At 68.3% G+C, this 24306-nt stretch carries 26 protein-coding genes; 20 read left to right on the top strand and 6 right to left on the bottom strand.

All coding sequences use genetic code 11. The annotated features are described in order from the left end of the window. Positions 1-165: 165 nt before the first annotated feature. Together NBY65_RS04460 and NBY65_RS04455 are read right to left on the bottom strand one after the other, a co-directional pair. A complete protein-coding gene (locus NBY65_RS04460; RefSeq protein WP_150039392.1) occupies positions 166-1527 on the bottom strand; it encodes an ATP-binding protein in 1362 nt (453 codons plus the stop codon). A gap of 12 nt (positions 1528-1539) precedes the next feature. Beyond that, positions 1540-2685 (bottom strand): penicillin-binding protein activator, encoded by a 1146-nt coding sequence (locus NBY65_RS04455; RefSeq protein ID WP_250265636.1) that lies wholly within the window; start codon positions 2683-2685, stop codon positions 1540-1542. 107 nt (positions 2686-2792) lie between these two features. Here NBY65_RS04455 and rsmI point away from each other — a divergent pair, with 107 nt between their 5' ends. Then, the gene (gene rsmI / locus NBY65_RS04450) at positions 2793-3716 is read left to right on the top strand and encodes a 16S rRNA (cytidine(1402)-2'-O)-methyltransferase (protein ID WP_239002679.1); all 924 of its coding nucleotides are present in this window, start codon (positions 2793-2795) and stop codon (positions 3714-3716) included. Between the two features lie 157 nt (positions 3717-3873). Here rsmI and hemW read toward each other — a convergent pair whose 3' ends face one another. Further along, positions 3874-5022, bottom strand: coding sequence for a radical SAM family heme chaperone HemW (gene hemW / locus NBY65_RS04445; RefSeq protein ID WP_150039389.1), 1149 nt, complete (start codon positions 5020-5022; stop codon positions 3874-3876). Between the two features lie 98 nt (positions 5023-5120). Between hemW and NBY65_RS04440 the strand changes: the two genes are divergently transcribed. Together NBY65_RS04440 and NBY65_RS04435 are read left to right on the top strand one after the other, a co-directional pair. Next, on the top strand, positions 5121-5612 hold the full coding sequence (locus tag NBY65_RS04440; RefSeq protein ID WP_150039388.1) for a YbaK/EbsC family protein: 492 nt from the start codon (positions 5121-5123) through the stop codon (positions 5610-5612). Next, positions 5612-6049, top strand: a complete 438-nt coding sequence (locus tag NBY65_RS04435) for a hypothetical protein (RefSeq protein ID WP_150039387.1) — start codon at positions 5612-5614, stop codon at positions 6047-6049. Before NBY65_RS04440 ends, NBY65_RS04435 begins: the two co-directional genes overlap by 1 nt. A 21-nt stretch (positions 6050-6070) precedes the next feature. Here NBY65_RS04435 and cowN read toward each other — a convergent pair whose 3' ends face one another. Together cowN and NBY65_RS04425 are read right to left on the bottom strand one after the other, a co-directional pair. Beyond that, on the bottom strand, positions 6071-6346 hold the full coding sequence (gene cowN / locus NBY65_RS04430; RefSeq protein WP_150039386.1) for a N(2)-fixation sustaining protein CowN: 276 nt from the start codon (positions 6344-6346) through the stop codon (positions 6071-6073). A 31-nt stretch (positions 6347-6377) separates the two neighbouring features. Beyond that, positions 6378-7100, bottom strand: coding sequence for a Crp/Fnr family transcriptional regulator (locus NBY65_RS04425; protein WP_239002678.1), 723 nt, complete (start codon positions 7098-7100; stop codon positions 6378-6380). Positions 7101-7513: 413 nt separating this feature from the next. Between NBY65_RS04425 and nifV the strand changes: the two genes are divergently transcribed. Then, positions 7514-8656: a homocitrate synthase gene (gene nifV / locus NBY65_RS04420; RefSeq protein ID WP_150039385.1), complete on the top strand. Its 1143-nt coding sequence runs from the start codon at positions 7514-7516 to the stop codon at positions 8654-8656. A 67-nt stretch (positions 8657-8723) separates the two neighbouring features. Then, positions 8724-9296 (top strand): DUF2478 domain-containing protein, encoded by a 573-nt coding sequence (locus tag NBY65_RS04415; protein WP_150039384.1) that lies wholly within the window; start codon positions 8724-8726, stop codon positions 9294-9296. Between the two features lie 77 nt (positions 9297-9373). Here NBY65_RS04415 and NBY65_RS04410 read toward each other — a convergent pair whose 3' ends face one another. Beyond that, on the bottom strand, positions 9374-10207 hold the full coding sequence (locus NBY65_RS04410) for a hypothetical protein (protein ID WP_150039383.1): 834 nt from the start codon (positions 10205-10207) through the stop codon (positions 9374-9376). A 335-nt stretch (positions 10208-10542) separates the two neighbouring features. Between NBY65_RS04410 and nifA the strand changes: the two genes are divergently transcribed. From nifA to fdxB, 15 genes are all read left to right on the top strand, one after another. Then, positions 10543-12246 (top strand): nif-specific transcriptional activator NifA, encoded by a 1704-nt coding sequence (gene nifA / locus NBY65_RS04405; protein WP_150039382.1) that lies wholly within the window; start codon positions 10543-10545, stop codon positions 12244-12246. A 264-nt stretch (positions 12247-12510) separates the two neighbouring features. Continuing rightward, on the top strand, positions 12511-13971 hold the full coding sequence (gene nifB, locus NBY65_RS04400; RefSeq protein WP_150039381.1) for a nitrogenase cofactor biosynthesis protein NifB: 1461 nt from the start codon (positions 12511-12513) through the stop codon (positions 13969-13971). 34 nt (positions 13972-14005) lie between these two features. Continuing rightward, on the top strand, positions 14006-14200 hold the full coding sequence (locus NBY65_RS04395) for a 4Fe-4S binding protein (protein ID WP_150039380.1): 195 nt from the start codon (positions 14006-14008) through the stop codon (positions 14198-14200). A gap of 37 nt (positions 14201-14237) precedes the next feature. Beyond that, entirely contained in the window at positions 14238-14516 is a 279-nt protein-coding gene (locus NBY65_RS04390) for a nitrogen fixation protein NifZ (protein WP_150039379.1), read from the top strand. Between the two features lie 5 nt (positions 14517-14521). Continuing rightward, the gene (gene nifT, locus NBY65_RS04385; protein ID WP_456311988.1) at positions 14522-14728 is read left to right on the top strand and encodes a putative nitrogen fixation protein NifT; all 207 of its coding nucleotides are present in this window, start codon (positions 14522-14524) and stop codon (positions 14726-14728) included. 4 nt (positions 14729-14732) lie between these two features. Continuing rightward, complete coding sequence (locus tag NBY65_RS04380; protein ID WP_239002677.1) at positions 14733-15563, top strand: SIR2 family NAD-dependent protein deacylase; 831 nt, start codon at positions 14733-14735, stop codon at positions 15561-15563. Between the two features lie 363 nt (positions 15564-15926). Then, positions 15927-16823: a nitrogenase iron protein gene (gene nifH, locus NBY65_RS04375; RefSeq protein ID WP_150039377.1), complete on the top strand. Its 897-nt coding sequence runs from the start codon at positions 15927-15929 to the stop codon at positions 16821-16823. 67 nt (positions 16824-16890) lie between these two features. Next, on the top strand, positions 16891-18384 hold the full coding sequence (gene nifD / locus NBY65_RS04370) for a nitrogenase molybdenum-iron protein alpha chain (protein WP_150039376.1): 1494 nt from the start codon (positions 16891-16893) through the stop codon (positions 18382-18384). Between the two features lie 28 nt (positions 18385-18412). Next, positions 18413-19948 (top strand): nitrogenase molybdenum-iron protein subunit beta, encoded by a 1536-nt coding sequence (gene nifK / locus NBY65_RS04365; RefSeq protein ID WP_150039375.1) that lies wholly within the window; start codon positions 18413-18415, stop codon positions 19946-19948. Between the two features lie 54 nt (positions 19949-20002). Continuing rightward, positions 20003-21445 carry a nitrogenase iron-molybdenum cofactor biosynthesis protein NifE gene (gene nifE, locus NBY65_RS04360; protein WP_150039374.1) on the top strand — a complete coding sequence of 481 codons (1443 nt, stop codon included), beginning with the start codon at positions 20003-20005 and terminating at the stop codon, positions 21443-21445. Between the two features lie 9 nt (positions 21446-21454). Next, positions 21455-22855 (top strand): nitrogenase iron-molybdenum cofactor biosynthesis protein NifN, encoded by a 1401-nt coding sequence (nifN, locus tag NBY65_RS04355; protein WP_150039373.1) that lies wholly within the window; start codon positions 21455-21457, stop codon positions 22853-22855. Further along, on the top strand, positions 22827-23318 hold the full coding sequence (gene nifX, locus NBY65_RS04350) for a nitrogen fixation protein NifX (protein ID WP_150039372.1): 492 nt from the start codon (positions 22827-22829) through the stop codon (positions 23316-23318). The genes nifN and nifX overlap by 29 nt, the downstream gene beginning before the upstream one ends. A 2-nt stretch (positions 23319-23320) precedes the next feature. Next, positions 23321-23779, top strand: a complete 459-nt coding sequence (locus NBY65_RS04345) for a NifX-associated nitrogen fixation protein (RefSeq protein WP_150039371.1) — start codon at positions 23321-23323, stop codon at positions 23777-23779. Positions 23780-23808: 29 nt separating this feature from the next. Continuing rightward, entirely contained in the window at positions 23809-24009 is a 201-nt protein-coding gene (locus tag NBY65_RS04340) for a CCE_0567 family metalloprotein (protein WP_150039370.1), read from the top strand. A gap of 7 nt (positions 24010-24016) precedes the next feature. Next, entirely contained in the window at positions 24017-24304 is a 288-nt protein-coding gene (gene fdxB, locus NBY65_RS04335; RefSeq protein ID WP_150039369.1) for a ferredoxin III, nif-specific, read from the top strand. The last annotated feature ends 2 nt before the right edge of the window (positions 24305-24306 follow it).

Raw genomic sequence — 24306 nt, 5'->3', positions numbered from 1 at the left:
GATTCCGTAGGTATGCCCACGCCACCACTCAAGGCGGAGTGAGAAATGGTCCGGAAACTTCACGATGGAACAATCTGTTCGCGGCGGCATTTCATCCGACCATGCCGGCCGGCATGCACCCCCCGCGCTATCCGATCGGCGCAGCCGTACGATTGAACTGATGCTTCAGCTATCTGCCGCAACCGGCAGCCAGACCGAAAAACTTGAACCCCGGCCCAGTTCGCTTTCGATCAGGAACTGCCCCCGGTGGCGGTTGACGACGTGCTTGACGATGGCGAGCCCAAGGCCGGTGCCGCCGGCCCGGCGCGATCGCCCGGTATCCACCCGGTAGAAGCGCTCGGTCAGGCGGGGAATGTGTTGGTGCGGGATGCCCGGGCCGTCATCAACCACCGACAGCACCACGCCCTGGCGGGCCGGCCAGCGACCGCCAGGGGCGACGGCTGCCAGCCGTACCTCCACCTTGCCGCCGTCGCGCCCGTATTTCACGGCATTGTCCACCAGGTTCTGCACCACCTGCGTCATCTGGTCGGTATCCGCGATCACGGCGGGCAGATCGCTCCCGGCCGTCAGCGCGAGCGTGACCGAGCGGGACGCAAGCGTGGGCTCGAAGCCGGCCACCACGCGTTCGGCCAGCGTCACCAGGTTCACCCGCTCCGCCGGCGGCTGGTGCTCGGTCAGCTCGATGCGCGAAAGGCTGAGCAGGTCATCGATCAGCCGGTTCATCCGCTGCGCCTGCTCGGCCATGATGCCGAGGAAGCGCTGCTGCGCCTGCGGATCGTCAGCCGCCGGGCCGCGCAAGGTGTCGATGAAGCCGATCAGGCTGGCGAGCGGCGTGCGCAGTTCATGGCTGGCATTGGCGACGAAATCGGCACGCGTGCGTTCGACCGCGCGTTCGCGCGTCCGGTCGGACAGCACCACCATGGCCCGCGCGCTGTTGGCGAGGGGCACTTCCATCTTGATGACCGTCGCATGCACTTCCCGCGTCACCGGCACGGGCAGGGTCAGTTCGACGCTTTGCTGGGTTCCGCTCGTCAGGGCCCGGTCGATGGCGGCCCGCACGCCCGGATGGCGCAGCACCGCCGGCATGTCGGTGCCATAGGCCAGGCGCGCGGCGGCGTTGGCACGCTTCATCTTGCCGTCCCCGTCCAGCACCACCAGCGGGTCGGGCAGGCTCTCGATGATGGTCTCGTTGGCGCGCAGCAACTGCCCCACCTGCGTCGCGCGCGCCGCGCGTGTGCGGACCAGGCGTTCGATGCCGCGGGCCAGGTTTTCCAGGGGCGGCAGGCCCGGATCGGGGCAGCGCCGGCCGCTTTCCTCGGGCTCCGCGGCCTCGGCGAGGAAGCCGGTCAGCCGCTCCAGGTCACGGGCGACCAGGAAGCCGAGCCCGGCGGCGGCGGCGAGCGTCGCCAGCAAGGCCAGCATCGCCGGCCCCGGTGCCGCCGCGCCGCTGAGGATCAGCACCAGCAGGGCGAAGCCGGGGACGGCGGCAATCGCGCCGGCGGCGCCGATCAGCACGCCAACGCGCATGATTCGCGGGCCTCAGATGCCAGGGGCCGTCACCGAGTTCGGGGCAGGCTCGATCCTGGTCGGCCCGCCACGGTCGACCTGGAACAGCGCCAGCCCGCGGCGCACCGTCCCGTCGGGTTGCAGCGCCAGCAGCCCGTCCACGCCGGCGAATCCGTCCGGCCGGCACAGCGCGGCGACCGAATAGCCGCCTTCCTGGGCCAGCACCCGGCCGATCGCGGCGGCATCGAAGGCCAGGTCGGCGAGGCTGGGCGGCGCGGCGCCGAACTTGGCCGCATAGGCGGCTTCGAAACTAGCGCGCGCATCCGGGTCGGGCGCCGCGTACCACGCGCCGTTGAGGTCGGCCCCCCCGCGCACCGCCGGCGCCGCCCAGAGCGCCGGCCCCATCACCTGCACCGCCGGGCGCTCGATGTCGTAATAGGCGAGGAAGCTGGTCAGCCAGGCCAGGCGCTCGCCGGTCTCGGCCAGCAGCAGCGCGTCGAAGGGCGGCGGCGGCACCGATTCGCGGGAGAGTTCGGCTGCCTGGCGGCGTCCCTCGGCCGAGCGCTCCGCCAGCGCCGCGCGCCGCTTCGCTTCCAGCGGCGCGCGGCGGCTGTTGTAGGCCGACAGGTCGCGAATCGCGCTGGAGATGCCGGAATTGGTCGGTTCATACATACGGATGTCAGCCGGGACGCCGGCGCTGGCCGCCGCCTGGGTGAGCGCCGCCGCCATCGACTGGCCGAACTGGTTGTTCGGCAGGGCGGCGGCGAACCGATGCTTGCCTTGCGCGGTTCCGGCCCCCACCAACCGGCGAACCTGCTGCACCGGTGTGATGCCGAGCGTCCACACGCCCGGCTGCGCCTGCGCGGGATCATTGGTGAAGGCCAGCACCGCGACGCCGGCCGGGCGGGCCACCGGTGCCACGGCGGCGGCTTCGGGGCTGGTCAGGGGGCCGATGATCAGCCCCGCGCCGGCGGCCAGCGCCTGGGTGGCCGCCGCGGCGGCGCCTTCGGCGGTGCCGCCGGTATCGCGCACGTCGAGCGGCGGCGCGCCGGGGGCGTCGAGCGCCAGCCTGGCCGCGTTCACCATGGCCTGGCCGCGCTCGGCATTGGGGCCGGACAGCGGGGCGAGCAGGGCGATGCCGCGGCCGGATGGGGCCACGGGGGAGGGGGCCGGGGTCACTGGCGTGGGCACCGGCGTGCCGAGCGCCGAGGGGACAGGACGCGATGGAGGAGCGAAGCCGGTCGCACCGCATGCAGCCAATGCTAGAGTGGCGGCGAGGAGAACGAATGCCCGACGAACCATGCGACAATCCTTCCGATGAGCCGACCGTCGGAACTGCTGCGCCTGCGGTCGGCCTGCCCGACGGTCTTGTGCTGGTTTCGACGCCGATCGGCAACCTCGCCGACTTCTCGCCGCGCGCCGTCGCGGTGCTGCGGGCGGCCGACACGGTGCTGTGCGAGGATACCCGCGTCACCGCGCGGCTGTGCACGGCCCATGCGGTGACGGCGCCGTTGCTGGCGCTGCACGAGCACAACGAGGACGCGCGTATCCCGCAGGTGCTGCGCATGCTGCGCGAAGGCCGGCGCGTGGCGCTGGTCTCCGATGCAGGTACGCCCTTGGTCTCCGACCCGGGGTACCGGCTGGTCCGGGCGGCCCTGGCCGAGGGGCTGCCGGTCGGCGCCGTGCCCGGGGCCAACGCGGCGCTGCTCGGCCTGACCCTGTCGGGGCTGCCGCCGCATCCCTTCCTGTTCCTGGGCTTCCTGCCGCCGAAGCAGGCGGCGCGCCGGGCCGCGCTCGCCCGGCTGCGCGCGGCCGAACGGGCGGGGCTGGGGGCGACGCTGCTGCTGTACGAAGCCCCGCACCGACTCGCCGAGACACTCGCCGACCTGGCCGAACAATTGGGACCACGGCCCGCTGCCGTGGCCCGGGAACTCACCAAACGCTTCGAGGAAGTGCGGCGCGGCACGCTTGCCGAACTGGCGGCCCATTACGCGACCGAACCGGCACGCGGCGAGATCACCGTCGCCATCGGACCGGCACCGGAGGAAGACGCGCCCGCCGGGGAAGACCTCGATGCGCGGCTGCGCGCCGTGCTCGCCACGCACAGCCTGAAGGAAGCGGTAGCGGCGGTGACCGCGGAAACCGGACTCGCGCGGCGGGTGGTCTATGCACGGGCGCTGGCGCTGGGGCGGGAGACCGAGTCGGGGTAGGGAAGGCAAGGGCTTCGCCCTTGACCCACCAAGGGCCACAAGGCCCTTGGATCCCATTCGCGCTGCGCGGCACAGAGTATTGGGTTCCAAGGGCTTTGCCCTTGGTGGAGGTCCAGGAGGCGAAGCCTCCTGGTCGGGTGCGGGGTGAAACCCCGCCTTACATCACCAGCGCCGCCAGCAGGGCATCCAGCCGCTTGCGGCCTTCCGCGGTGGGGCGCAGCCGTGATCCTTCCCAGACAAGGTAATCTTCCTCCACGGCCTGCGCGAGCGTGTCGGGATCCAGGGCCGCGTTGAACGGGACGCCGGTGCGGGCGGCGAAGCGGGCCGGGTCGATGCCTTCCGAGAGCCGCAGCCCCATCAGCAGCGCCTCGCGGGCGCGGTCGGCGGCGGCGACCGGGGTCTGTTCAGTGCTGCCGTGGCCGTCGCGTTCCACCCGTTCGGCCCAGGCGTCCGGGGCGCGATGGCGGCGGGTGGCCAGCAATTCGCCTTCCAGCGTCAGCCTGCCATGCGCGCCGGGGCCGATGCCGACATAGTCGCCATAGCGCCAGTATTGCAGGTTATGGCGGCTTTCGCCGCCGGGACGGGCGTAGTTGGAGACCTCGTAGGGGCGCAGGCCGAAGCGCGCGGCTTCCTCGGCGGTGGCGTCGTAGAGCGCTGCCCCGGTGTCCGGGTCCGGCAGCACCAGCTCGCCGCGGCGATGCAGCACCTCGAAGCCGGTCCCCGGCTCGATGGTGAGCTGGTAGAGCGAGAGATGGTCGGCCGCGAGCGTCAGGGCCTGCCGCAGCTCCGCGCGCCATGCCGGCAGGGTCTGGCCGGGTCGCGCGTAGATCAGGTCGAAGGAGAGCCGCGGGAAGGTGTGGCGGGCGATCTCCAGCGCGGCGATCGCCTGGGCGGCGGAATGCCGGCGGCCGAGGGCCTGCAGGGCGGGCTCTTCCAGGCTCTGTACGCCCAGCGAGACCCGGTTGACGCCGGCAGCGCGGAAGGAGGCCAGTTTCTCTGCCTCGACGCTGGTGGGATTGGCCTCCAGGGTGATTTCCAGATCCGCGGCCGGGTCGAACAGCCGGGTGGCGTCGTCGATCAGGGCGGCGACGGTGGCCGGGGCCATCAGGCTCGGCGTGCCGCCGCCGAAGAAGACGGAGACCAGCGGGCGCCGGCCGAGTCGGGCCGCTTCCCAGGCCAGTTCGGCGCGCAGGGCGGCGGCGAAGCGGGTCTGGTCGATGTCGGCGCGCACATGGCTGTTGAAGTCGCAGTAAGGGCACTTGGCCAAGCAGAAAGGCCAATGGATATAGAGGGCGAGTGGTTCCATTGGCGGGGATATAAGGCGTCTCGTCGCCCCGTGCCCGGGCCATTCATCGCCGGCGGTATCCGTGCGGGGTCCGGCTCCCGCATTTTCCTGGAGCGTGCATGTCTTCGACCTTGTCTTCCCCCCGGTCCTCCATCGAGCGCGTGCGCGCGGCCCTGGTGGCGGCGGGTCATCCCGATTCGATCACCGAATTCCCCGCCGGCACCCGGACCGCCGCCGATGCCGCCGCTGCGGTGGGGTGCACGGTGGCGCAGATCGCCAAGTCGATCGTCTTCCGCGCCGGCGACCGTGCCGTGGTGGTGATCGCCTCCGGCGCGAACCGGGTGGATACCAAGAAGGTGGAAGCTGCCCTGGGCGTGTCGGTCCGGCGCGCCGACGCCGATTTCGTGCGCGAGCGGACCGGATTCGCGATCGGCGGGGTGGCGCCGGTCGGGCATCTGGCACCGCCGCTGCTGGTCTTCGACCGCGACCTGCTGGCGCTGCATCCGATCTGGGCGGCGGCCGGATCGCCGAGCCATGTCTTCCCGACCGAGGCGGAGACGCTGGTGCGCATCACCGGCGCCGTGGTCGCCGATATCCGACAGGAGGGCTGATGGAGGACGCGGAGGCGCTGCGCGAACGGCTGCGCAAGATCGAGGCCCTGTTCGCCGGGGCGGGCACGGCGGGTGAGCGTGACGCCGCCGCCGCCGCCGCGGCGCGCATCCGCGCCCGCCTGGCGACGGCCGCGCGCAGCGAGAAGCCGGTGGAGATCCGGCTTTCGGTGCCTGACCAATGGGCGCGGCAATTGCTGATCGCGCTCTGCCGTCGCTATGGGCTGGAGCCGTTCCGCTACCGGCGCATGCACCGCCAGACGCTGGTGGTGCGCGCCCCGCAGCGTTTCGTCGAGGACTTGCTGTGGCCGGAGTTCCAGGAGCTGTCCGCCGCCCTGACCGAGTATCTGCAACAGGTCACCTCGCGGGTGATCCGCGAGGAGGTGCACGGCGACCTGCGCGATGCCGAGGAGCGGGAGGAAACGCGGCGGATCGGATAGGGTGGCCGATCGCCACCGCTGCTACATGCAGGTGACTTCCAGGTCCTCCAGCAGCGCCAGTGTTGTCTCGTCGTCGAGGTCAATGAGCAGTTCGCGCAGCGTGGGCAGGTAATTGTGCAGCACGCGCAGGTCGTCGAAGCCCATGGCATGGGCCTGGGCGCGCTGCTTCTGGAAATAGGGCCAGAACGGGTTGTCCTCGGCATCGATGTGCTGCTGGATCCGTTCCATCACGCGTTCCGACTTGCCGACGCAGTCGATGTTCCTGAAGGTGATGTAGCGCTCGAGGGCTTCTGTCATGGCTTCCGTTCCCGATGGCAGGGACCGGACCCTATACGGGATCGGCGGCGCCGTCTGTCAGCCATCCGACAGCATCGCCTTCCGCCCAGCCGCGTAGCCGGGCGTGATCACACAGCAGCAGGTGCCGGCGGTCCGGGCGCTGGATCGCGCCGCAGCGGATCATGGCGTTGAGTTCGGTGGAAACGCTTTGGCGCGTCGTGCCCAGCAGGGTGGCGATTTCCTCCATGGGCATGTCGAAGCGGATGCGCGGGCCCTGCGGCGTCGTCTCGCCGCGGCGGGCGGCGGTGCGCAGCAGGTAGCGGGCGAGCCGGCCGCGCACGGTGTGGAAGGCCAGGTCCTCGATCAGAGTGATCGCGCGCCCGAGCACGCGGGCGAGCACGCGCAGCACCGAAGCCTGCAACGCCGGCTGGCCGAGCAGCTCGCGTTCGATGATGCGCCGGTCGGCGAGCAGCAGCGTGGTCGGTTCCACTGCGATGATGCGGGCGCGGGTGTGGGTGCTGAACACGTCGCCGGGCTCGAGATAGGCGAGGCTGAGTTCGCGTTCGCTGGTGGCCAGGAAGATGCGCAGGCGTCCGCGCGTCACCACGAATACGCTGTCCCGCTCGGGATCGGCGGTGTCGAGCAGGGTTCCGCCGCCGAGCACGCGCTCGCGGAACCGCGCCCGCAGGGGAGCCGCTTCCTCGCTGGCAAGAATATGCAGGAAGGACGGGTCGCTCCGCATTGCCAGGACGATAGCGGCTGGCTGGCGGAACATGAAGCCGGGTTCGCGGCGCCGTTGCCACACGTGACATGTGACATGTCGGGTTTGCGACAGGTGCTGTTTGTGTCGGATGTGGCCGGGAAGGAGGGGATGGAAATCGAAACGAAGTCAGAAATATAAGGCAAAATTTAATATATTTTCAGATTTTGGATGATCCATCTGAATGAGTTAAAATAATATGTCAATAACAAAGCCGGATTAATGTAAAAATTCAAATTATCCATGAAAAATTCATGGCATGATTTTAGCGTTGTACGTTTTCGTGCGATTGGCTTGTTCGTTCCATTTCAGCCGAAGGGCGGGTTGGCATTTCTCGACGTGCTGCTTGTGTTGGGGATGGTTCTGGCAATGACTGGCATGGCATTTGCACGCGCCTGCTGGTCGTTCGCGACGAACCGGAGCGTGCCATGCATCCCGTTTTTCCCCGGCCCTGCGCCATCAACGACACCACGTTGCGCGATGGTGAGCAGGCTCCTGGCGTCGCCTTCTCGCTCGCCGAGAAAACCGCCATCGCGGCGGCGCTGGATCGGGCCGGCGTCGATGAGATCGAGGCCGGCACCCCGGCCATGGGCGAGGAGGAGATCGCGAGCATCAATGCCGTGGTCGCCGCCGCGCCGCGCGCCCGGGTGGCTGCCTGGTGCCGTATGGCCGAAGCCGATGTCGATGCTGCGCTGCGTGCCGGCGTGCGCCATGCCAACCTCTCGGTGCCCACCTCGGAACGCCAGATCGGCGCCAAGATGCGGGGCGGCCGGGCGGAAGTGCTGGAGCGCATCCGGCGCGTGGTGCCCTATGCGCTCGATCGCGGCCTGAGGGTGTCGGTCGGCGGCGAGGATTCCAGCCGCGCCGATCCCGATTTCCTCGCCCGCGTGGTGGAGGTCGCCGAAGCCGCCGGGGCCTGGCGGTTCCGTTACGCCGACACGCTGGGCGTGCTTGATCCCTTCGCCACCGAGGTCGCCCTGCGGCGCCTGCGCGCGGTCACCGGCCTGGCGCTGGAATTCCATGGCCATGACGACATCGGCCTGGCCACCGCCAATACCCTGGCGGCCCTGCGCGGCGGCGCCACGGATGCGAGCGTCTGCGTGCTCGGCCTGGGCGAGCGTGCCGGCAATGCGGCGCTGGAGCAGGTGGCGGCGGCCTGCGCGCGGCTCGGCCTGGCCGCGACGCGGATCGACCTCGCCCGGCTGGCGTCGCTCGCTGATCTGGTGGCGCGCGCGGCCTGCCGGGCCATTCCGCCGGCCCAGCCGATCGTCGGGGACCTGGCGTTCACCCATGAATCCGGCATCCATGTCAGTGGCCTGTTGCGCGATCCCGCCACCTACGAGGCGATGGATCCGGCGCTGTTCGGCCGCGAGCGTCGCATCGTGCTCGGCAAGCATTCCGGTTCGGCCGCGGTGCGGGATGCGCTGGAAGCGGCCGGGGTGGCGCCCGAGGAGGACAAGCTGCGGGACCTGATCGCGCGGTTGCGCGACCATGCCGGGCGGGTGAAGCGCCCCGTGACGGCGCGGGAACTGCTGGCCCTGGCCGATGCGGCCGGGGTATCGGCGCGATAGTCGTCTCCCTTTGGTCGCGCCGCAAGAAAGCGCACGAAGGGCGGGCGATCTGGAGTAGGATGCATCCATGTCCGAAGATGCCAAAGCCGGCGCCAACGCGCCTGGCCGGGTTGCAGCCGTGGTCTTCTCTGCTTCCGATGATGTCGATGCGGTGCTTCACGCCGCTGTCGCGGCATTGCGCGGGCAGGGCCTGCGGGTCGGCGGCCTGTTGCAGCGGCTCGGCGCGGAGATCCGGCCGCGCAAGCATGAAATGCTGCTGGAGGTGCTGGAAACCGGCGAAAGCATCCGTCTGGATGCGCCGCGCGGCACCCAGACGCGGGCCTGCACCCTGGACACCGATGCGCTGGCGCGGGCGGCCATGAGCCTGCGTGCCGCGCTGCAGGGGCGCCCGGATGTGCTGGTGGTCAGTCGCTTCGGCAAGCAGGAGGCAACGGGCAGCGGCATGCGCGACGAGATCGCCGAAGCGGTGCTCTCGGACATCGCCGTGCTGGTCGCCGTCAGCGACGCGTTGCTTGCGGACTGGGAAGCGTTCCTCGGTGGCGGCGGCTGCGTGCTGCCGGCCGATGGCGATGCGATCCTGCAATGGGCGAAGTCGGCAGTGGCGCCGGCCCATGTCCCCGAGGGCTGTTCGCCGGTGTAGGGCCCGGTCTGCCAGGGCCGGTCGGACGCCCTGCGACGGCGGGCGGAAGGGCGCGCGTGGGGCGACGCGCGGAGTGGTCAGGGCAGGCGGCGCGACATCCGGCCCGCGTTGCCGCGGCTGGACGTGATCACGGCCCGGACTTCGATTTCACGCAAAGCCTGCAAGGTTGCCGCGGCAATGCGCGCGGGGCGTGGGGGGATCCCGTCCCACTGTCCGGCCGCGCCGCGCGGATCGACTTCCAGCAGCTTGACCCCCGCGGTCACCTCGATGCCGCTGCGCACGAGACCGCGCAGGCAGCCCGCCAGCGGGGCCCGCACCGCCACTTCGCCGCAGGTGCCGATCACCTCGCCGGCCTGCACCGCCGCGCCGATGGCGTGCGACGTGGTCCAGCATCCTGGCATGGGGGCGCGGGTGAAGCGCTCGCGGCCGATCCCGGCGATGGGGTCCGAGCGGCCATGCGCCGCCAGGGTCGGGCCCGCGCGCACGATCTCGCCGGCGGATTCGGGGGCGGTTTCCACGGCGATATGCACGTTGCCACCGGCCTCGAAGCCCGGTCCAAGCCCGATCGCGAAGCCCGCGAGCGGCCGCAAATCGGCCTTCGGTTGATGGCGGCGCATCCGCGCATCGATGACCCCGCGCACCAGGCCCAGGCAGAGCAGGTCATCCGGCGGCAGGGCCGTCACCGGCAGGAAGCGGCCGTCCTGCAGCAGCCGGGCCAGCGCCAGCGTGTCGAGGGCCGCGCGGGCATGCACCCCGGCGAGTTCGATCGCGCCGAATTCGAGCGCGTCGTCAAACGACATCGCCCGGCGCAGTACCGGCACGGCCGCGTCGCGGGCCAGGACCGTCGGATACCCGGCCGTGACCAGGGCATGCGCGACCGCCGAGGCGATGTCGTCCGTGCCCAGGATCAAGACCGGACAGGCTGGAACCGGCGGCGTCGATTTGCGCGAAACGTGCATTCTGACCTCGGGTCACCCTGTGCGTTCGCATGTGCTTGCAAGCGGCAGGCCAACGCTGCGCTGCCGTCATAATCGGATCGGAGTGCCGCGAAAATCGGCATTTTTGTCGCCAATACGACAAGATGTCCGGCTCATGCCACATTTGAGGCAGGTTTCTGCGGAAAGCAGTTGCCCCGCCCGCCACCTGATCGCTATCGTTCCGGTGTCTGGCTTCATGTCTTATATCTGACTTGATGTCGTACGTGGGGTGGGCATTCCTCCGCCCTGAATATCGTCGGGTTCGTTGCATGGGCTCCCTGCACACCGCATCTGTCGTCGACAGCCGTGACCGGCCGCCCGGTCGGGCCGAACTGGCTCTGTATGGGATCTACGAGATCTCGAAGATCCTCTGTGGCCCCGGCAGCCTGCCGGATGTGCTGACCGGCACGTTGCAGGTCCTGCACAGCTTCCTGGACATGGCCAACGGGGTGATCGCGCTGCTCGACGAGGCGGGCGAGCCGGAGACGGTGGTCTCGGCCGCGCTCGATCGCGAGGGGGCGCGCCTGTATTTCAAGGCCTTGCCGGAAAAGGTGGTGGGCCAACTGGTCGTCACCGAGATGCCCGTGGTGGTGGAGAACGTCACCCGCGACCCTGCCTTCGCCGAATGCGACCGCAGTCTCTGGGGCAAGGGGCAGAACGTCGCCTTCATCGGCGTGCCGATCCGCGACCGCAGCCGCGTGATCGGTGCCATCGCGATCGACCGGGCCTGGGCCAATCTCGCGGACATGCGCACCGACGAGGATGTGCGCTTCCTGAAGATGGCCGCCAACCTGATCGGCCAGACCGCGCGGCTGCACCGGCTGGTGATGCGCGATCGCGAGCGGATGCTGGAGGATCAGCGCCGCATCGAAAAGGAACGCGAGGATCTCGCCGCGCAGTTGCGTCGTGGCGGTGCCCCGGCCATCGTGGGCCAAAGCCCCGCTTTGCGCGACGTGCTGGAAAAGGTTCAACTGGTCGCACGCAGCCAGTCCCCGGTGCTGCTGCGCGGCGAGTCCGGCACCGGCAAGGAACTGTTCGCCCACGCGATCCATGAATGCTCGCCGCGCCGCACCGGGCCATTCATCAAGCTGAACTGCGCGGCGCTGCCCGAAAGCGTCCTGGAATCCGAGCTGTTCGGCCATGAAAAGGGCGCCTTCACCGGCGCCATGACCCAGCGCAAGGGCCGTTTCGAGCTGGCCGATAACGGCACGCTCTTCCTCGACGAGATCGGCGAGATCTCCGCCGCCTTCCAGGCCAAGCTGCTGCGCGTGCTGCAGGAAGGCGAGTTCGAGCGGGTCGGCGGCACGCGCACGCTGAAGGTGAACGTGCGCATCGTCAGCGCCACCAACCGCAACCTCGAGGAAGCGGTGGCGAAAAGCGCGTTCCGGGCCGATCTCTACTATCGTCTGTCGGTGGTGCCGATCCACCTGCCGCCGCTGCGTGACCGGCGCGGCGACATCCCGCTGCTGGCCGAGGAATTCCTGCGGCGCTTCAACGCCGACAACAAGACCCGCATCTCCTTCTCGCCGGCCGCGCTGAAGGTGATGCAGGAATGTTATTTCCCCGGCAACGTGCGCGAACTGGAGAACTGCGTGCGTCGCGCCGCCACGCTGGTGCGTGGCGACACCATCATCGACAAGGACTTCGCCTGCCGCAACGATGGCTGCCTGTCATCGGTGCTGTGGCGTGGCACGCAGGTGCAGCAGCCACAACTCCCCGTCGTGCCGGCGCCCGCCGTGCCCGTGGCGGCTCCGGTGGCTCCGGCGGAAGCCTGCGAGGGGGAGGCGACCTGTCCGTCCGCCGCCACCTGCCGGGTGCCGCGTGCCGGCACGCGGTCCGAATACGAACAACTGCTGGAAGCGATGGAGAAGTCCGGCTGGGTCCAGGCCAAGGCGGCCCGCCTGCTGAACCAGACCCCGCGCCAGATCGGCTACGCCCTGCGCAAGCACGGGATTCCGATCAAGAAATTCTAGTGTTGCGGTCGCGACAGGGCGGCGCCCTGTCGCGGGCACCCGACAATCCCTGCAAAATCACATCCGATGGCTGCGGGCCTGCCTTCATCGGTTCGGTCCGGCACAGGTTCCGACCAGGACCGTCTATGTCGGAAACCGCACGTGGTGTTCGTCCCCTGACAACGCCGTCGGCCTCCGAACCGCGGATTCCGGCGGCTTTCCGGGACTGATCCAGTTGGCACGCGGTTTGCGGTGCTCCTTGACCAAGCGGAGAAGGAGCACGACGTGGCGCAGCTCATCACTCTTGATAGCCTGCTTGCCCCGGGGAGCGCCGAAGCAACCCCTGCCGGTGGCTGCGCGTCCTCGGCCTGTGGATCCAGCGCCGGCCCGGCGGACCTGCCACCGGAGGTGTGGGAGAAGGTCAAGGACCATCCCTGCTATGCCGAGGAGGCCCATCACTACTTCGCCCGCATGCATGTGGCCGTGGCCCCCGCCTGCAACATCCAGTGCCACTACTGCAACCGCAAATACGATTGCGCCAATGAAAGCCGCCCCGGCGTCGTCTCCGAGCGCCTGACGCCGGAGCAGGCGCTGCGCAAGGTGGTCGCGGTGGCGAGCGAAGTGCCGCAGCTCTCCGTGCTGGGCATCGCCGGCCCTGGCGACGCCGTCTATGACTGGCGCCATACCAAGGCGACCTTCGACCAGGTGCGCGAGGCGATTCCCGACCTGCGCCTGTGTCTGTCCACCAACGGGCTCGCGCTGCCTGATCATGTTGACGAGATCGCGGCGATGGGCATCGACCATGTCACCATCACCATCAACATGGTCGATCCCGAGATCGGCGCGAAGATCTATCCCTGGATCTTCTTCAACCACCAGCGCCTGACCGGCATCGAGGCGTCCCGCGTGTTGCACGAGCGGCAGATGCTCGGCCTGGACATGCTGGTCGCGCGCGGTGTGTTGGTGAAGGTGAACTCGGTGATGATTCCGGGCATCAACGACGAGCATCTCGTCGAGGTGAACCGCGTCGTCACCGCCAAGGGCGCCTTCCTGCACAACGTCATGCCGCTGATCTCCGATCCCGCGCACGGCACGCATTTTGGCCTGACCGGGCAGCGCGGCCCCTCGGCCGCGGAGCTGAAGGCGCTGCAGGACAAGCTGCAGGGCGGGGCCAAGCTGATGCGCCATTGCCGCCAGTGCCGCGCCGATGCGGTGGGCCTGCTCGGGGAAGATCGCGGCCAGGAATTCACGCTCGACCGCCTGCCCGAGGAGGTCAGCTACGACCCGGCCCAGCGCAGCGCCTATCGCGCCTTCGTGGCGGAGACTCGCGGCGAGCACGCGGCGCATCGCGAGGCCGCGCAGGAAGAGGTCGCCGCGGTCGAGGCGCCGTCGGTGCTGGTGGCGGTCGCCACCAAGGGCGGCGGGCGCATCAACCAGCATTTCGGCCATGCCAACGAGTTCCTGGTCTTCGAGGTCTCGTCGGCGGGCATCACCTTCACCGGTCATCGTCGCGTCGAGAAATACTGCCAGGGCGGTTGGGGCGAGGACGCGACGCTGGACAGCGTGATCGCGGCACTGGAAGGCGTTTCCTGTGTGCTGGTCGCCAAGATCGGCGACTGCCCGAAGCAGAGCCTTGCGGAAGCGGGCATTGAGGCGGTGCAGGACCACGCTTATGACTGGATCGAATCCGGCATCGCCGCCTGGTATGCGGCACGTCATGCCACCGCGGTCCGCCGGATTGCCTGAGCCCTGACCACCCCAGCGAGAGAGAGAAACCGAAATGGCTTACAAGATCGTCGCTTCCCAGTGCACCGCCTGCGGCGCCTGTGAATTCGAATGCCCCTCGGGCGCCATCGGCACCAAGCGCGGCACCTACGTGATCGATGCCGCCAAGTGCACCGAATGCGAGGGCAACTTCCCCGCGCCGCAGTGCAACAGCGTGTGTCCGGTTCCCGGCACCTGCGTCCCGGCCTGATGATCTGACCAGCCATCGCACCGGACGGAGACGAGACATGGCCGAGCCTCGTGACGACGATATCGACGTGTTCGAGCCACCCCGCTTCCGTCCGGGCGCGAAGGTGCGGGCGATCAGGCATATTCGCAATGACGGCACCTTTCCGGGCCGGGAAATCGGTGAGTTCCTGGTGCGGAAAGGTGACGAAGGCTATGTGCGCGATATCGGCACTTTCCTGCAGCGCTACTGGATCTATGCGGTCGATTTCATCGATCGCGGCGCGGTGGTAGGCATGCGGGCGCGTGAACTGAGGTCAGTGGAGGAAGCCGCGCCGTGAAAGTCATGATCCGGCGGACCGACAAGGGTGACCTGTCGGCCTATGTGCCCAAGAAGGATCTTGAAGAACCCATCGTCGAGATCGAGCGTGAATCGATCTGGGGCGGATGGGTGAAGCTGAAGAACGGCTGGATCTTCGATCTGCCGGAAATGGAGACCGAGCCGCGCCTGCCGATCACCGTGAACGCGCGCAAGCGCGGCGGCGAGGACTGAGGCCGTGCTGCAGGCGGCCGGCTCCGTCGAGGCGATCGCCGAACGCCTGCGCGCGGGATCGCTGATGCCTTATCTTGGCCCGGGGCTGCTGGAACTCGCCGCCGCCCCGGTGCCGACCACGCCCGAGGATCTCGCCGCCTGGCTGGGCCGCCAGGTGGCATTGCCCAAGCGGGCCCGCGGCAATTGCTGGGCGGCCGCGCAATACATCGAGACCAGCCGTCATCGCAGCACCCTCGACAAGCTGATGGCGACCGCCTTCGCGCCCCCCGTGCCGCCCACGCCGTTGCACCGCGCGCTGGCCGCGGCCGCGCCGCCGATGATCGTCGATACCTGGTACGACGGTGCCATGCGCGCGGCCCTGGCCGGGCAGCAGGGCTGGGGCGAGATCCAGGGCTGTCCGCATGCCAAGATCGGCGAGATGCGCTGGTACCGCGCCTGGGACGCGGCCGGGCAGGAATGCCCGCCGGAGCAGGCGGCCGAATGGCGGACGCTGCTCTACAAGCCGCATGGCGGCGTGGTGCCGGCCGCCAATTTCCTGCTTGCCGATTCCGACTATGTCGAGGTGTTGACGGAAATCGACATCCAGACGCCGATCCCCGAGGACGTACGACGGCGCCGGGCCGGCGGCGGCTTCCTGTTCCTCGGATGTCGCTTCCACGACCAGCTGTTGCGCTCCTATGCGCGACAGATCCTGAAGCGCTCGGGCGGTGGCCATCTCGCCGTCATGGGCGGCATCGAGATGACCCGCAACGAGCGGGCCTTCCTGGAAGAGATGCAGATCGCGGTGATCGACCAGGACCTGCCGGCTTTCGTGACGGCCCTGGCGGCTTCCTGACGATCTGATCCGGACGGGCTGATCGCGGCGCGGAAGGCAACTTCCGCGCCGCTGCTTTTTGGTCTGCCCCGTGCCGCGCCGGGAGGAATTTTCCCCCGACATGATGTCCGACAGCGCGTGGCGCTACCCGCCATGGCGCGTCGTGCCCCGGACATGTCGTGTGCGTCGGATGGCCGAACACACCGATGTCGGACTTCGGACACGTCTGTCGTCTGTGCCGCTGCGCGATGAAGCCGGAAAATCCAGGCATTTCCTTGCATTTGCCACATCCGCGCCGTTGGCACGGCGCTTGCGGAGACATGCTCTGCTTGATCCCGGCGTCGGGCCTCCTGCCCGCCGCGCTCATCCGCAGAGGACACAGACATGGCCGGACTTCGTCAGATCGCATTCTACGGGAAGGGGGGCATCGGTAAGTCCACCACCTCTCAGAATACGCTCGCCGCGCTGGTCGAGCTCGACCAGAAGATCCTGATCGTCGGCTGCGACCCGAAGGCCGACAGCACCCGTCTGATCCTGAACACCAAGATGCAGGACACCGTGCTGAGCCTGGCCGCCGAGGCGGGGTCGGTCGAGGATCTCGAACTCGAGGACGTGCTGAAGATCGGCTACAAGGGCATCAAGTGCGCCGAGTCCGGTGGTCCCGAGCCGGGCGTGGGCTGCGCCGGCCGCGGCGTCATCACCGCCATCAACTTCCTCGAGGAAAACGGCGCCTATGACGACGTCGACTACGTCTCCTACGACGTGCTCGGCGACGTGGTGTGTGGCGGCTTCGCCATGCCGATCCGTGAGAACAAGGCGCAGGAAATCTACATCGTCATGTCCGGCGAGATGATGGCGCTGTTCGCCGCCAACAACATCGCCAAGGGCATTCTGAAGTACGCGCATTCCGGCGGCGTGCGCCTCGGCGGCCTGATCTGCAACGAGCGCAAGACCGACCGCGAATACGACCTGGCCGATGCGCTGGCGAAGAAGATCAACACCAAGCTGATCCACTTCGTGCCGCGCTCCAACGCGGTGCAGCACGCCGAGCTGCGCAAGCAGACCGTGATCCAGTACTCCCCGGATTCGGCCCAGGCGCATGAATACCGCGCGCTCGCCCGCAAGATCCATGAGAACTCCGGCAAGGGCACCGTCCCGACCCCGATCACCATGGAAGAGCTCGAGGACATGCTGCTCGAGTTCGGCATCATGAAGACCGAGGAGCAGGAGCTCGCCGAGCTGCAGGCGAAGGAAGCGGCTGCGGCGGCTGCGACGGCCTGAGCATTCCGAGCTGGCCGCGGGCACTTCCCGCGGCCGCCCCCCCGATGCGGCGATGAGGAGAGATCCGATGCCCCTCGACGACTACACCAACAACGCCGAGCTTCACGAGCGCCTCATTGCCGAAGTGCTCGCGGCCTATCCCGACAAGTCGCGCAAGCGTCGCCAGAAGCACCTGGCCGTGGCCAAGCCGATCCAGGGCGAGGCCGAGGCCGACGCCGAGGCCGGCTCGGCCACCGAATGTGCGGTCAAGTCGAACATCAAGTCGGTCCCCGGCGTGATGACGATCCGTGGCTGCGCCTATGCCGGCTCGAAGGGCGTGGTCTGGGGCCCGATCAAGGACATGGTGCATATCAGCCATGGCCCGGTCGGGTGCGGCCATTATTCCTGGTCGCAGCGCCGCAACTACTACACCGGCACCACCGGCGTGGACAGCTTCGTGACGATGCAGTTCACCTCCGACTTCCAGGAGCGTGACATCGTCTTCGGCGGCGACAAGAAGCTCGAGAAGCTCATCGACGAAATCGACACTCTTTTCCCGCTCTCCAAGGGCATCTCGATCCAGTCGGAATGCCCGATCGGCCTGATCGGCGACGACATCGAAGCGGTGTCGCGCAAGAAGAACAAGGAGACCGGCAAGACCATCGTTCCGGTCCGCTGCGAAGGCTTCCGCGGCGTTTCCCAGTCGCTCGGCCACCACATCGCCAATGACTGCATCCGCGACTGGGTGCTGGACAAGAAGGACAACGACTTCGAGGCCGGCCCCTACGACGTCAACGTCATCGGCGACTACAACATCGGTGGCGATGCCTGGGCCTCCCGCCGGCTGCTCGAGGAAATCGGGCTGCGCGTGGTCGGCAACTGGTCGGGCGACGCGACGCTGGCCGAGATCGAGCGTTCGCCGAAGGCCAAGCTGAACCTTATCCACTGCTACCGGTCGATGAACTACATCTGCCGGCACATGGAAGAGAAGTACGGCGTCGCCTGGATGGAGTACAACTTCTTCGGCCCGTCGCAGATCGCCGCCAGCCTGCGCGCGATTGCCGCGCGGTTCGACCAGACCATCCAGGACAACGCCGAGCGCGTCATCGCCAGCTACCAGCCGATGGTCGATGCCGTGCTCGCGCGCTACAAGCCGCGGCTCGAGGGCAAGACGGTCATGCTCTATGTCGGCGGCCTGCGCCCACGCCACGTGGTGACGGCCTACGAGGATCTGGGCATGCAGATCGTCGGCGCCGGCTACGAATTCGCCCATAACGACGATTATCAGCGCACCGGCCACTACGTGAAGGAAGGCACGCTGATCTATGACGACGTGACCGGCTACGAGCTGGAGCGCTTCATCGAGGGCGTCCGTCCCGACCTCGTGGGTTCCGGCATCAAGGAGAAGTACCCGACGCAGAAGCTGGGCGTTCCGTTCCGGCAGATGCATTCCTGGGACTACTCGGGCCCGTATCACGGCTACGACGGCTTCGCCATCTTCGCCCGCGACATGGATCTCGCGATCAACAACCCGGTCTGGGGTCTCTTCAAGGCACCCTGGAAGAAGGAAAAGGCCGCCTGAGGCGCGCCGGAACGAGAGGAGAGCACCCATGCCGCAGTCGGCCGAGAAGATCCTGGACCACGCCACGCTGTTCCGGGAGCCCGAATACAAAGAGTTGTTCGCGCGCAAGCGTGCCCTGGAAGGCACGCCCTGCAGCGAGGAAGTGACGAAGATCGCGGACTGGACCAAGTCCTGGGAGTACCGCGAGAAGAACTTCGCCCGCGAGGCGCTGACCATCAACCCGGCCAAGGCGTGCCAGCCGCTCGGCGCGGTGTTCGTCGCCGCCGGGTTCGAGCGGACCCTGAGCTTCGTGCACGGCAGCCAGGGCTGCGTCGCCTATTACCGCAGCCACCTGTCGCGGCACTTCAAGGAGCCGTGCTCGGCGGTGTCCTCCTCGATGACCGAGGACGCGGCGGTGTTCGGCGGCCTGCAGAACATGATCGACGGCCTGGCGAACGCCTACGCGCTCTACAGCCCGAAGATGATCGCCGTCTCCACCACCTGCATGGCCGAGGTGATCGGCGACGACCTGCAGGCCTTCATCGCCACGTCGAAGCAGAAGGGCTCCGTCCCGGCTGATTTCGACGTGCCCTACGCCCACACCCCGGCCTTCGTCGGCAGCCACACCACCGGCTACGACAACATGCTCAAGGGCATCCTGGAGCATTTCTGGAAGGGCCGTACCCGCACGCCGAACCAGACCATCAACATCATCCCGGGCTTCGATGGCTACGCGGTCGCCAACAACCGCGAGATCAAGCGCATCCTGGACCTGATGGGGGTGGAGTACACCTTCCTGTCCGACGTCTCCGACCAGTTCGACACCCCGTCGGACGGCGAATACCGGATGTATGACGGCGGCACCACGCTGGAGGCGGCGAAGGCCGCGCAGGACGCCGCGGCGACCATCTCGCTGCAGGAATACTGCACGCCGAAGACGCTGGAATACATCGCCGCGCAGGGCCAGCAGGTTCTCGCCGTTAACTACCCGCTGGGCGTCAGCGCCACCGACGAGCTGCTGGAGAAGATCTCGGCGCTGACCGGCAAGCCGATCCCGGAGGCGCTGGAGAAGGAGCGCGGCCGTTTCGTCGACGCCATCGCCGACAGCCAGGCCTATCTGCACGGCAAGACCTACGCGATCTATGGCGATCCCGACTTCGTCTACGCCATGGCCCGCTTTGTGCTGGAAACTGGCGGCGAGCCGAAGCACTGCCTGTGCACCAACGCCAACAACGCCTGGGCCGAGAAGATGCAGGCGCTGTTCGATACCTCGCCCTTCGGCGTCGGTTGCAAGGCCTGGGCGGGCAAGGACCTCTGGCACCTGCGCTCGCTGCTGGCGACCGAGCCGGTGGACCTGCTGATCGGCAATTCCTACGGCAAGTACCTCGAGCGTGACGTGAAGGTGCCGCTGGTGCGCCTGACCTTCCCGATCTTCGATCGCCACCACCACCACCGCTTCCCGGTCTGGGGCTACCAGGGCGGCCTGCGCGTGCTGGTCTCGGTGCTCGACAAGATCTTCGACAAGCTCGACAACGACGGCAGCGAGGCCGGTGTCAACGACATCTCCTTCGACCTGACCCGCTGAGACCGACCGCCGGGCGGCCCGCAACGGCCGCCCGGTCTATTTCCGGAGGGGCGTATGAGCAGCGACGCATTGAAAGCCCGGATCGCCGAGGTCTTCAACGAGCCCGCCTGTCCTACCAACCAGGCCAAGGACGAGAAGCAGCGCAAGAAGGGCTGCTCCAAGCCGCTCACCCCCGGGGCCGCCGCCGGCGGCTGCGCCTTCGACGGCGCCAAGATCGCGCTGCAGCCCATCACCGACGCCGTGCATCTGGTGCATGGCCCGCTGGCCTGCGAGGGCAATGGCTGGGACAACCGCCATTCCGGCAGTTCCGGCCCGCAGACCTACCGGCTTGGCTTCACCACCGACCTGTCCGAGATGGACATCGTCCTGGGCAATGGCGAGAAGCGCCTCTATCGCGCCATCAAGGAAGCGATCGCCCGCCACAACCCGCCCGCGGTCTTCGTCTACGCCACCTGCGTGCCGGCGATGATCGGCGACGATATCGAGGCGGTGTGCCGCCATGCCTCCGCCAAACTCGGCACCCCCTGCATTCCCGTCAACGCCCCCGGTTTCGCCGGCAGCAAGAATCTGGGCAACCGGCTCGCCGGCGAGACCCTGCTTGCCCATGTCATCGGCACCCAGGAACCCGAGGTCACCACGCCGACCGACGTGAACATCCTCGGCGAATACAATGTGTCCGGGGAGCTGTGGCAGGTGCGGCCGCTGCTCGATGCGCTGGGCATCCGCATCCAGGCCTGCATCACCGGCGATTCGCGCTATCGCGATATCGCTTCCTGCCACCGGGCGCAGCTCAACATGATGGTCTGCTCCAGCGCCCTGATCAACGTCGCCCGCAAGATAAAGGAGCGCTGGGGCATCCCCTATTTCGAGGGATCCTTCTACGGCATCTCCGACACCTCGGAATCGCTGCGTTCGCTTGCGCGCCTGCTGGTCGCCCGCGGCGCCGACGCCGCGCTGCAGGACCGCACCGAGGCGCTGATCGCGGCGGAGGAGGCGCGGGCCTGGGCGCGCATGGAGCCGTACCGCGCCGCGCTGCAGGGCAAGCGGGTGCTGCTGTACACCGGTGGCGTGAAATCCTGGTCGATCGTCTCCGCGTTGCAGGAGATCGGCATGACCATCACCCATACCTCGGTGCGCAAATCCACTGACGAGGACAAGAGCCGCATTCGCACGCTGATGGGAACGGATGCGCACATGGTCGACAGCATCCCGCCACGCGAGATGTACGCGCAGCTCGCCCGTGGCGAGGCCGACATCATGCTGTCCGGCGGGCGGTCGCAGTTCGTGGCGCTGAAGGCCCGTACCCCCTGGATCGACATCAACCAGGAACGGCATCTCGGCTATGCCGGCTATGACGGCATGGTGGCTCTGGTCCGTGAATTGCATCGCTCCTTGACCAATCCGGTCTGGCAGGAAGTGCGCCGTCCCGCACCATGGGAGCGCACCCCGGCTTCCGGCAGCATCGGCGGCGCGTCCGCCATCGCGGCAGAGGGGTGAGTGGGTGCCATGGCCGAGATCGTGCAAGCGCGTAAGAACCTGACCACCAACCCGCTGAAGTCGTCCGCCCCGCTGGGGGCCGCGCTTGCCTATCTCGGCATCGAAGGGGCGGTGCCGCTGCTGCACGGCGCCCAGGGCTGCACGTCCTTTGCGCTGGTGCTGACCGTCCGCCATACCCGCGAGGCGATCCCGCTGCAGACCACGGCCCTGGACGAGATCGCCACCGTCATGGGCGGTGCCGACAATCTGGAACAGGCGCTGCTGAACCTGACCAAGCGCATGAAGCCGCGCTTCATCGGCATCGCCACCACCGCGCTGACGGAAACCCGTGGCGAGGAAATGGATGGCGACCTGCGCCTGATCCTGGGACGCCGGCCGGAACTTTCCGGGGTGCGCGTGGTGCTGGCGCATACGCCGGATTTCGCCGGCGGGCTGGAAGACGGCTGGGCACGGGCCGTCAGCGCCATCATCGACGCCATGGTGGAACCGGCCGACGGCACCGCCGCCGTGCCGCCACAGGTCAACCTGCTGCCCGGGGTGCACCAGACGGCGGCTGATATCGAGTGGATGGTGGAGACGGCCGAAGCCTTCGGCCTGACCGCGGTGGTGCTGCCGGATGTCTCCGGTTCGCTCGACGGCACCGTGCCCGAGCAGTACACCGCCACCAGCTATGGCGGCACCCGGCTGGAGAGCATCGCCCATATGGGGCGGGCCCGCCACACCATCGCCATTGGCGAGCATATGCGCGCGCCGGCCGAGCGGCTGGCCGCGCGCACCGGCGTGCCGGTGACGGTGTTGCCCACGCTCACCGGGCTTGGCCCGGCCGATGCGTTCGTGGCGCTGCTGGCGGATATCTCCGGGCGGCCGGTGCCGCCGCGGCTGCGGCGCCAGCGCAGCCAGTTGGTGGATGCGATGCTGGACGGGCATTTCCAGTTCGGCGGGCGGCGCGTCGCCATCGCCGCCGATCCCGACCTGCTCTGCTCGCTTGCCGGGTTCTTCGCTTCGATGGGGGCGGAGGTGATGGCCGCGGTGGCCTCCACCGCCAATGCGCCGCATCTGGACGCGGTTCCCACCGCGCGGGTCGTGGTCGGCGACCTGATGGATTTCGAGGACCTCGCCCGCGACAGCGAGGCCGAGCTGCTGGTCACCCACAGCCATGGACGCCAGGCCGCCGACCGGCTGGGCGTGCCGCTGCTGCGTGTCGGCTATCCTATGTTCGACCGTCTGGGCGCCCTGCATCGTTGCACCGCGGGCTACCGCGGCACGCGTGATTTCATCTTCGAGATATCGAACATCGTCCTTGCCGGCCTGCACGCGCACGGGCCGGATGATTTCCCAGGCGCCGTCCCCCCAATGCCCGCCACCATCGAGGAGATCCGCCATGCTGGCGCGCCGTCTCACGCTCATTGACCCCGAGCCAGCCATGCCGCTGACGCCGTCGACACCGCATCTGCGGGTCGCCATTGCCACCAACGACCTGAAGTCGCTGAACGCGCATTTCGGGTCGGCCCGTCGTTTCGCCATCTATGACGTGACGCCGAAGGAGACCCGGTTCATCGAGGCCGTCAGCTTCGACGACGTGTCCGACGAATCCGGTGCCCATGTGCCGGAAGGAATGGACCGCATCGGCCCGAAGGTCGCCGCCCTGACCGGCTGCCACCTGCTGTTCGTGCTCGCCATCGGCGGGCCGGCCGCGGCCAAGGTTGTTGGTGCCCGCATCCATCCGGTGAAGCTGGCCACGCCGGAAACGATCGAGAGCATCCTCGGGCGCGTGCAGGGCATGATGACCGGCAACCCGCCGCCATGGCTGCGCAAGGTGATGGCGCTGCAGGGGCCGCCGCGCTCCATGGACTTCCTGGACGAGGAGTCCTGAGCATGAGCGAGGCTGCCGCCGCCGACCCGATGGCGACCCCGTTCCTGCAGTGCCTGGTGTCGCGCATCCGCGCCGAGGACACCTTCGGCGCCTGGGAGAACAAGCCGGACACCGCCCTGCTCGCCGACTACATCGTGACCAAGGAAGAACGGCGCGCCATCCCGATCATCGGTGATCCGGATCCCGACACGCTGGGGCGGCTGGAGAAGTTCTACCAGGCGATCGGCCTCGCGGTGGAGCGGCAGACCGGTATCATCGCCTCGCCGATGATGAAGGTCACGCATGAGGGCTTCGGCCGCGTGGTGCTGATCGCCGGCAAGCTGGTGGTCTATGCGCGCACCCTGCGCGACGTGCATCGCTTCGGCTTCAACGACCTGGGCGCCCTCGCCGCCGACGGGATGAAGGCGGTCGACCAGGCCGTTGCCATGATCGAGGCCCACCCCGAGCTGGCCCGCGCCTGAGCCCACCGCGCCTCTGAAGGAGACTGGGGATGAGCGACGTCGAGCAGATCAAGGCGGAGATCAAGCGCCTTTCCGCCCGGGCCACCGCGGCCAAGATGGAACTGCACGATTTCTCCGAGGAACTGCCGAAGGACTGGGACAAGATCCCCGAAGTGGCGGCCCGCGTGCACGCCGTCTTCGCCGACCTCGCGGCGCGCCGCGCCGAACTGAAACGCCTCGAAACAACGTGAGCAAGCCATGCCACTCGTGACCCGTGACGGCCGTTCCTGGGAGCCGAAATACCTTCTGTCCATCGATGCGACCGTCTGTATCGGCTGCGGCCGCTGCTTCAAGGTCTGCAGCCGCGACGTGATGACGCTGAAGGGCGTCGACGAGGACGGCAACTTCATCAATCTCGATGACGAAGACGATGACGGCGAGATCGAGCGCAAGGTCATGGTGATGGTGGATGCCGGCGGCTGCATCGGCTGCAGCGCCTGCGCCCGGGTCTGCCCGACCAACGCCCAGGCGCACGGAGCCGCCTGACC

Origin of the sequence: Rhodovastum atsumiense, from assembly GCF_937425535.1 — a bacterium.
Classification (GTDB): domain Bacteria; phylum Pseudomonadota; class Alphaproteobacteria; order Acetobacterales; family Acetobacteraceae; genus Rhodovastum; species Rhodovastum atsumiense.
The sequence above is the reverse complement of the archived record's forward strand: the minus strand, read 5'-3'. Positions and strand labels throughout refer to the sequence as shown.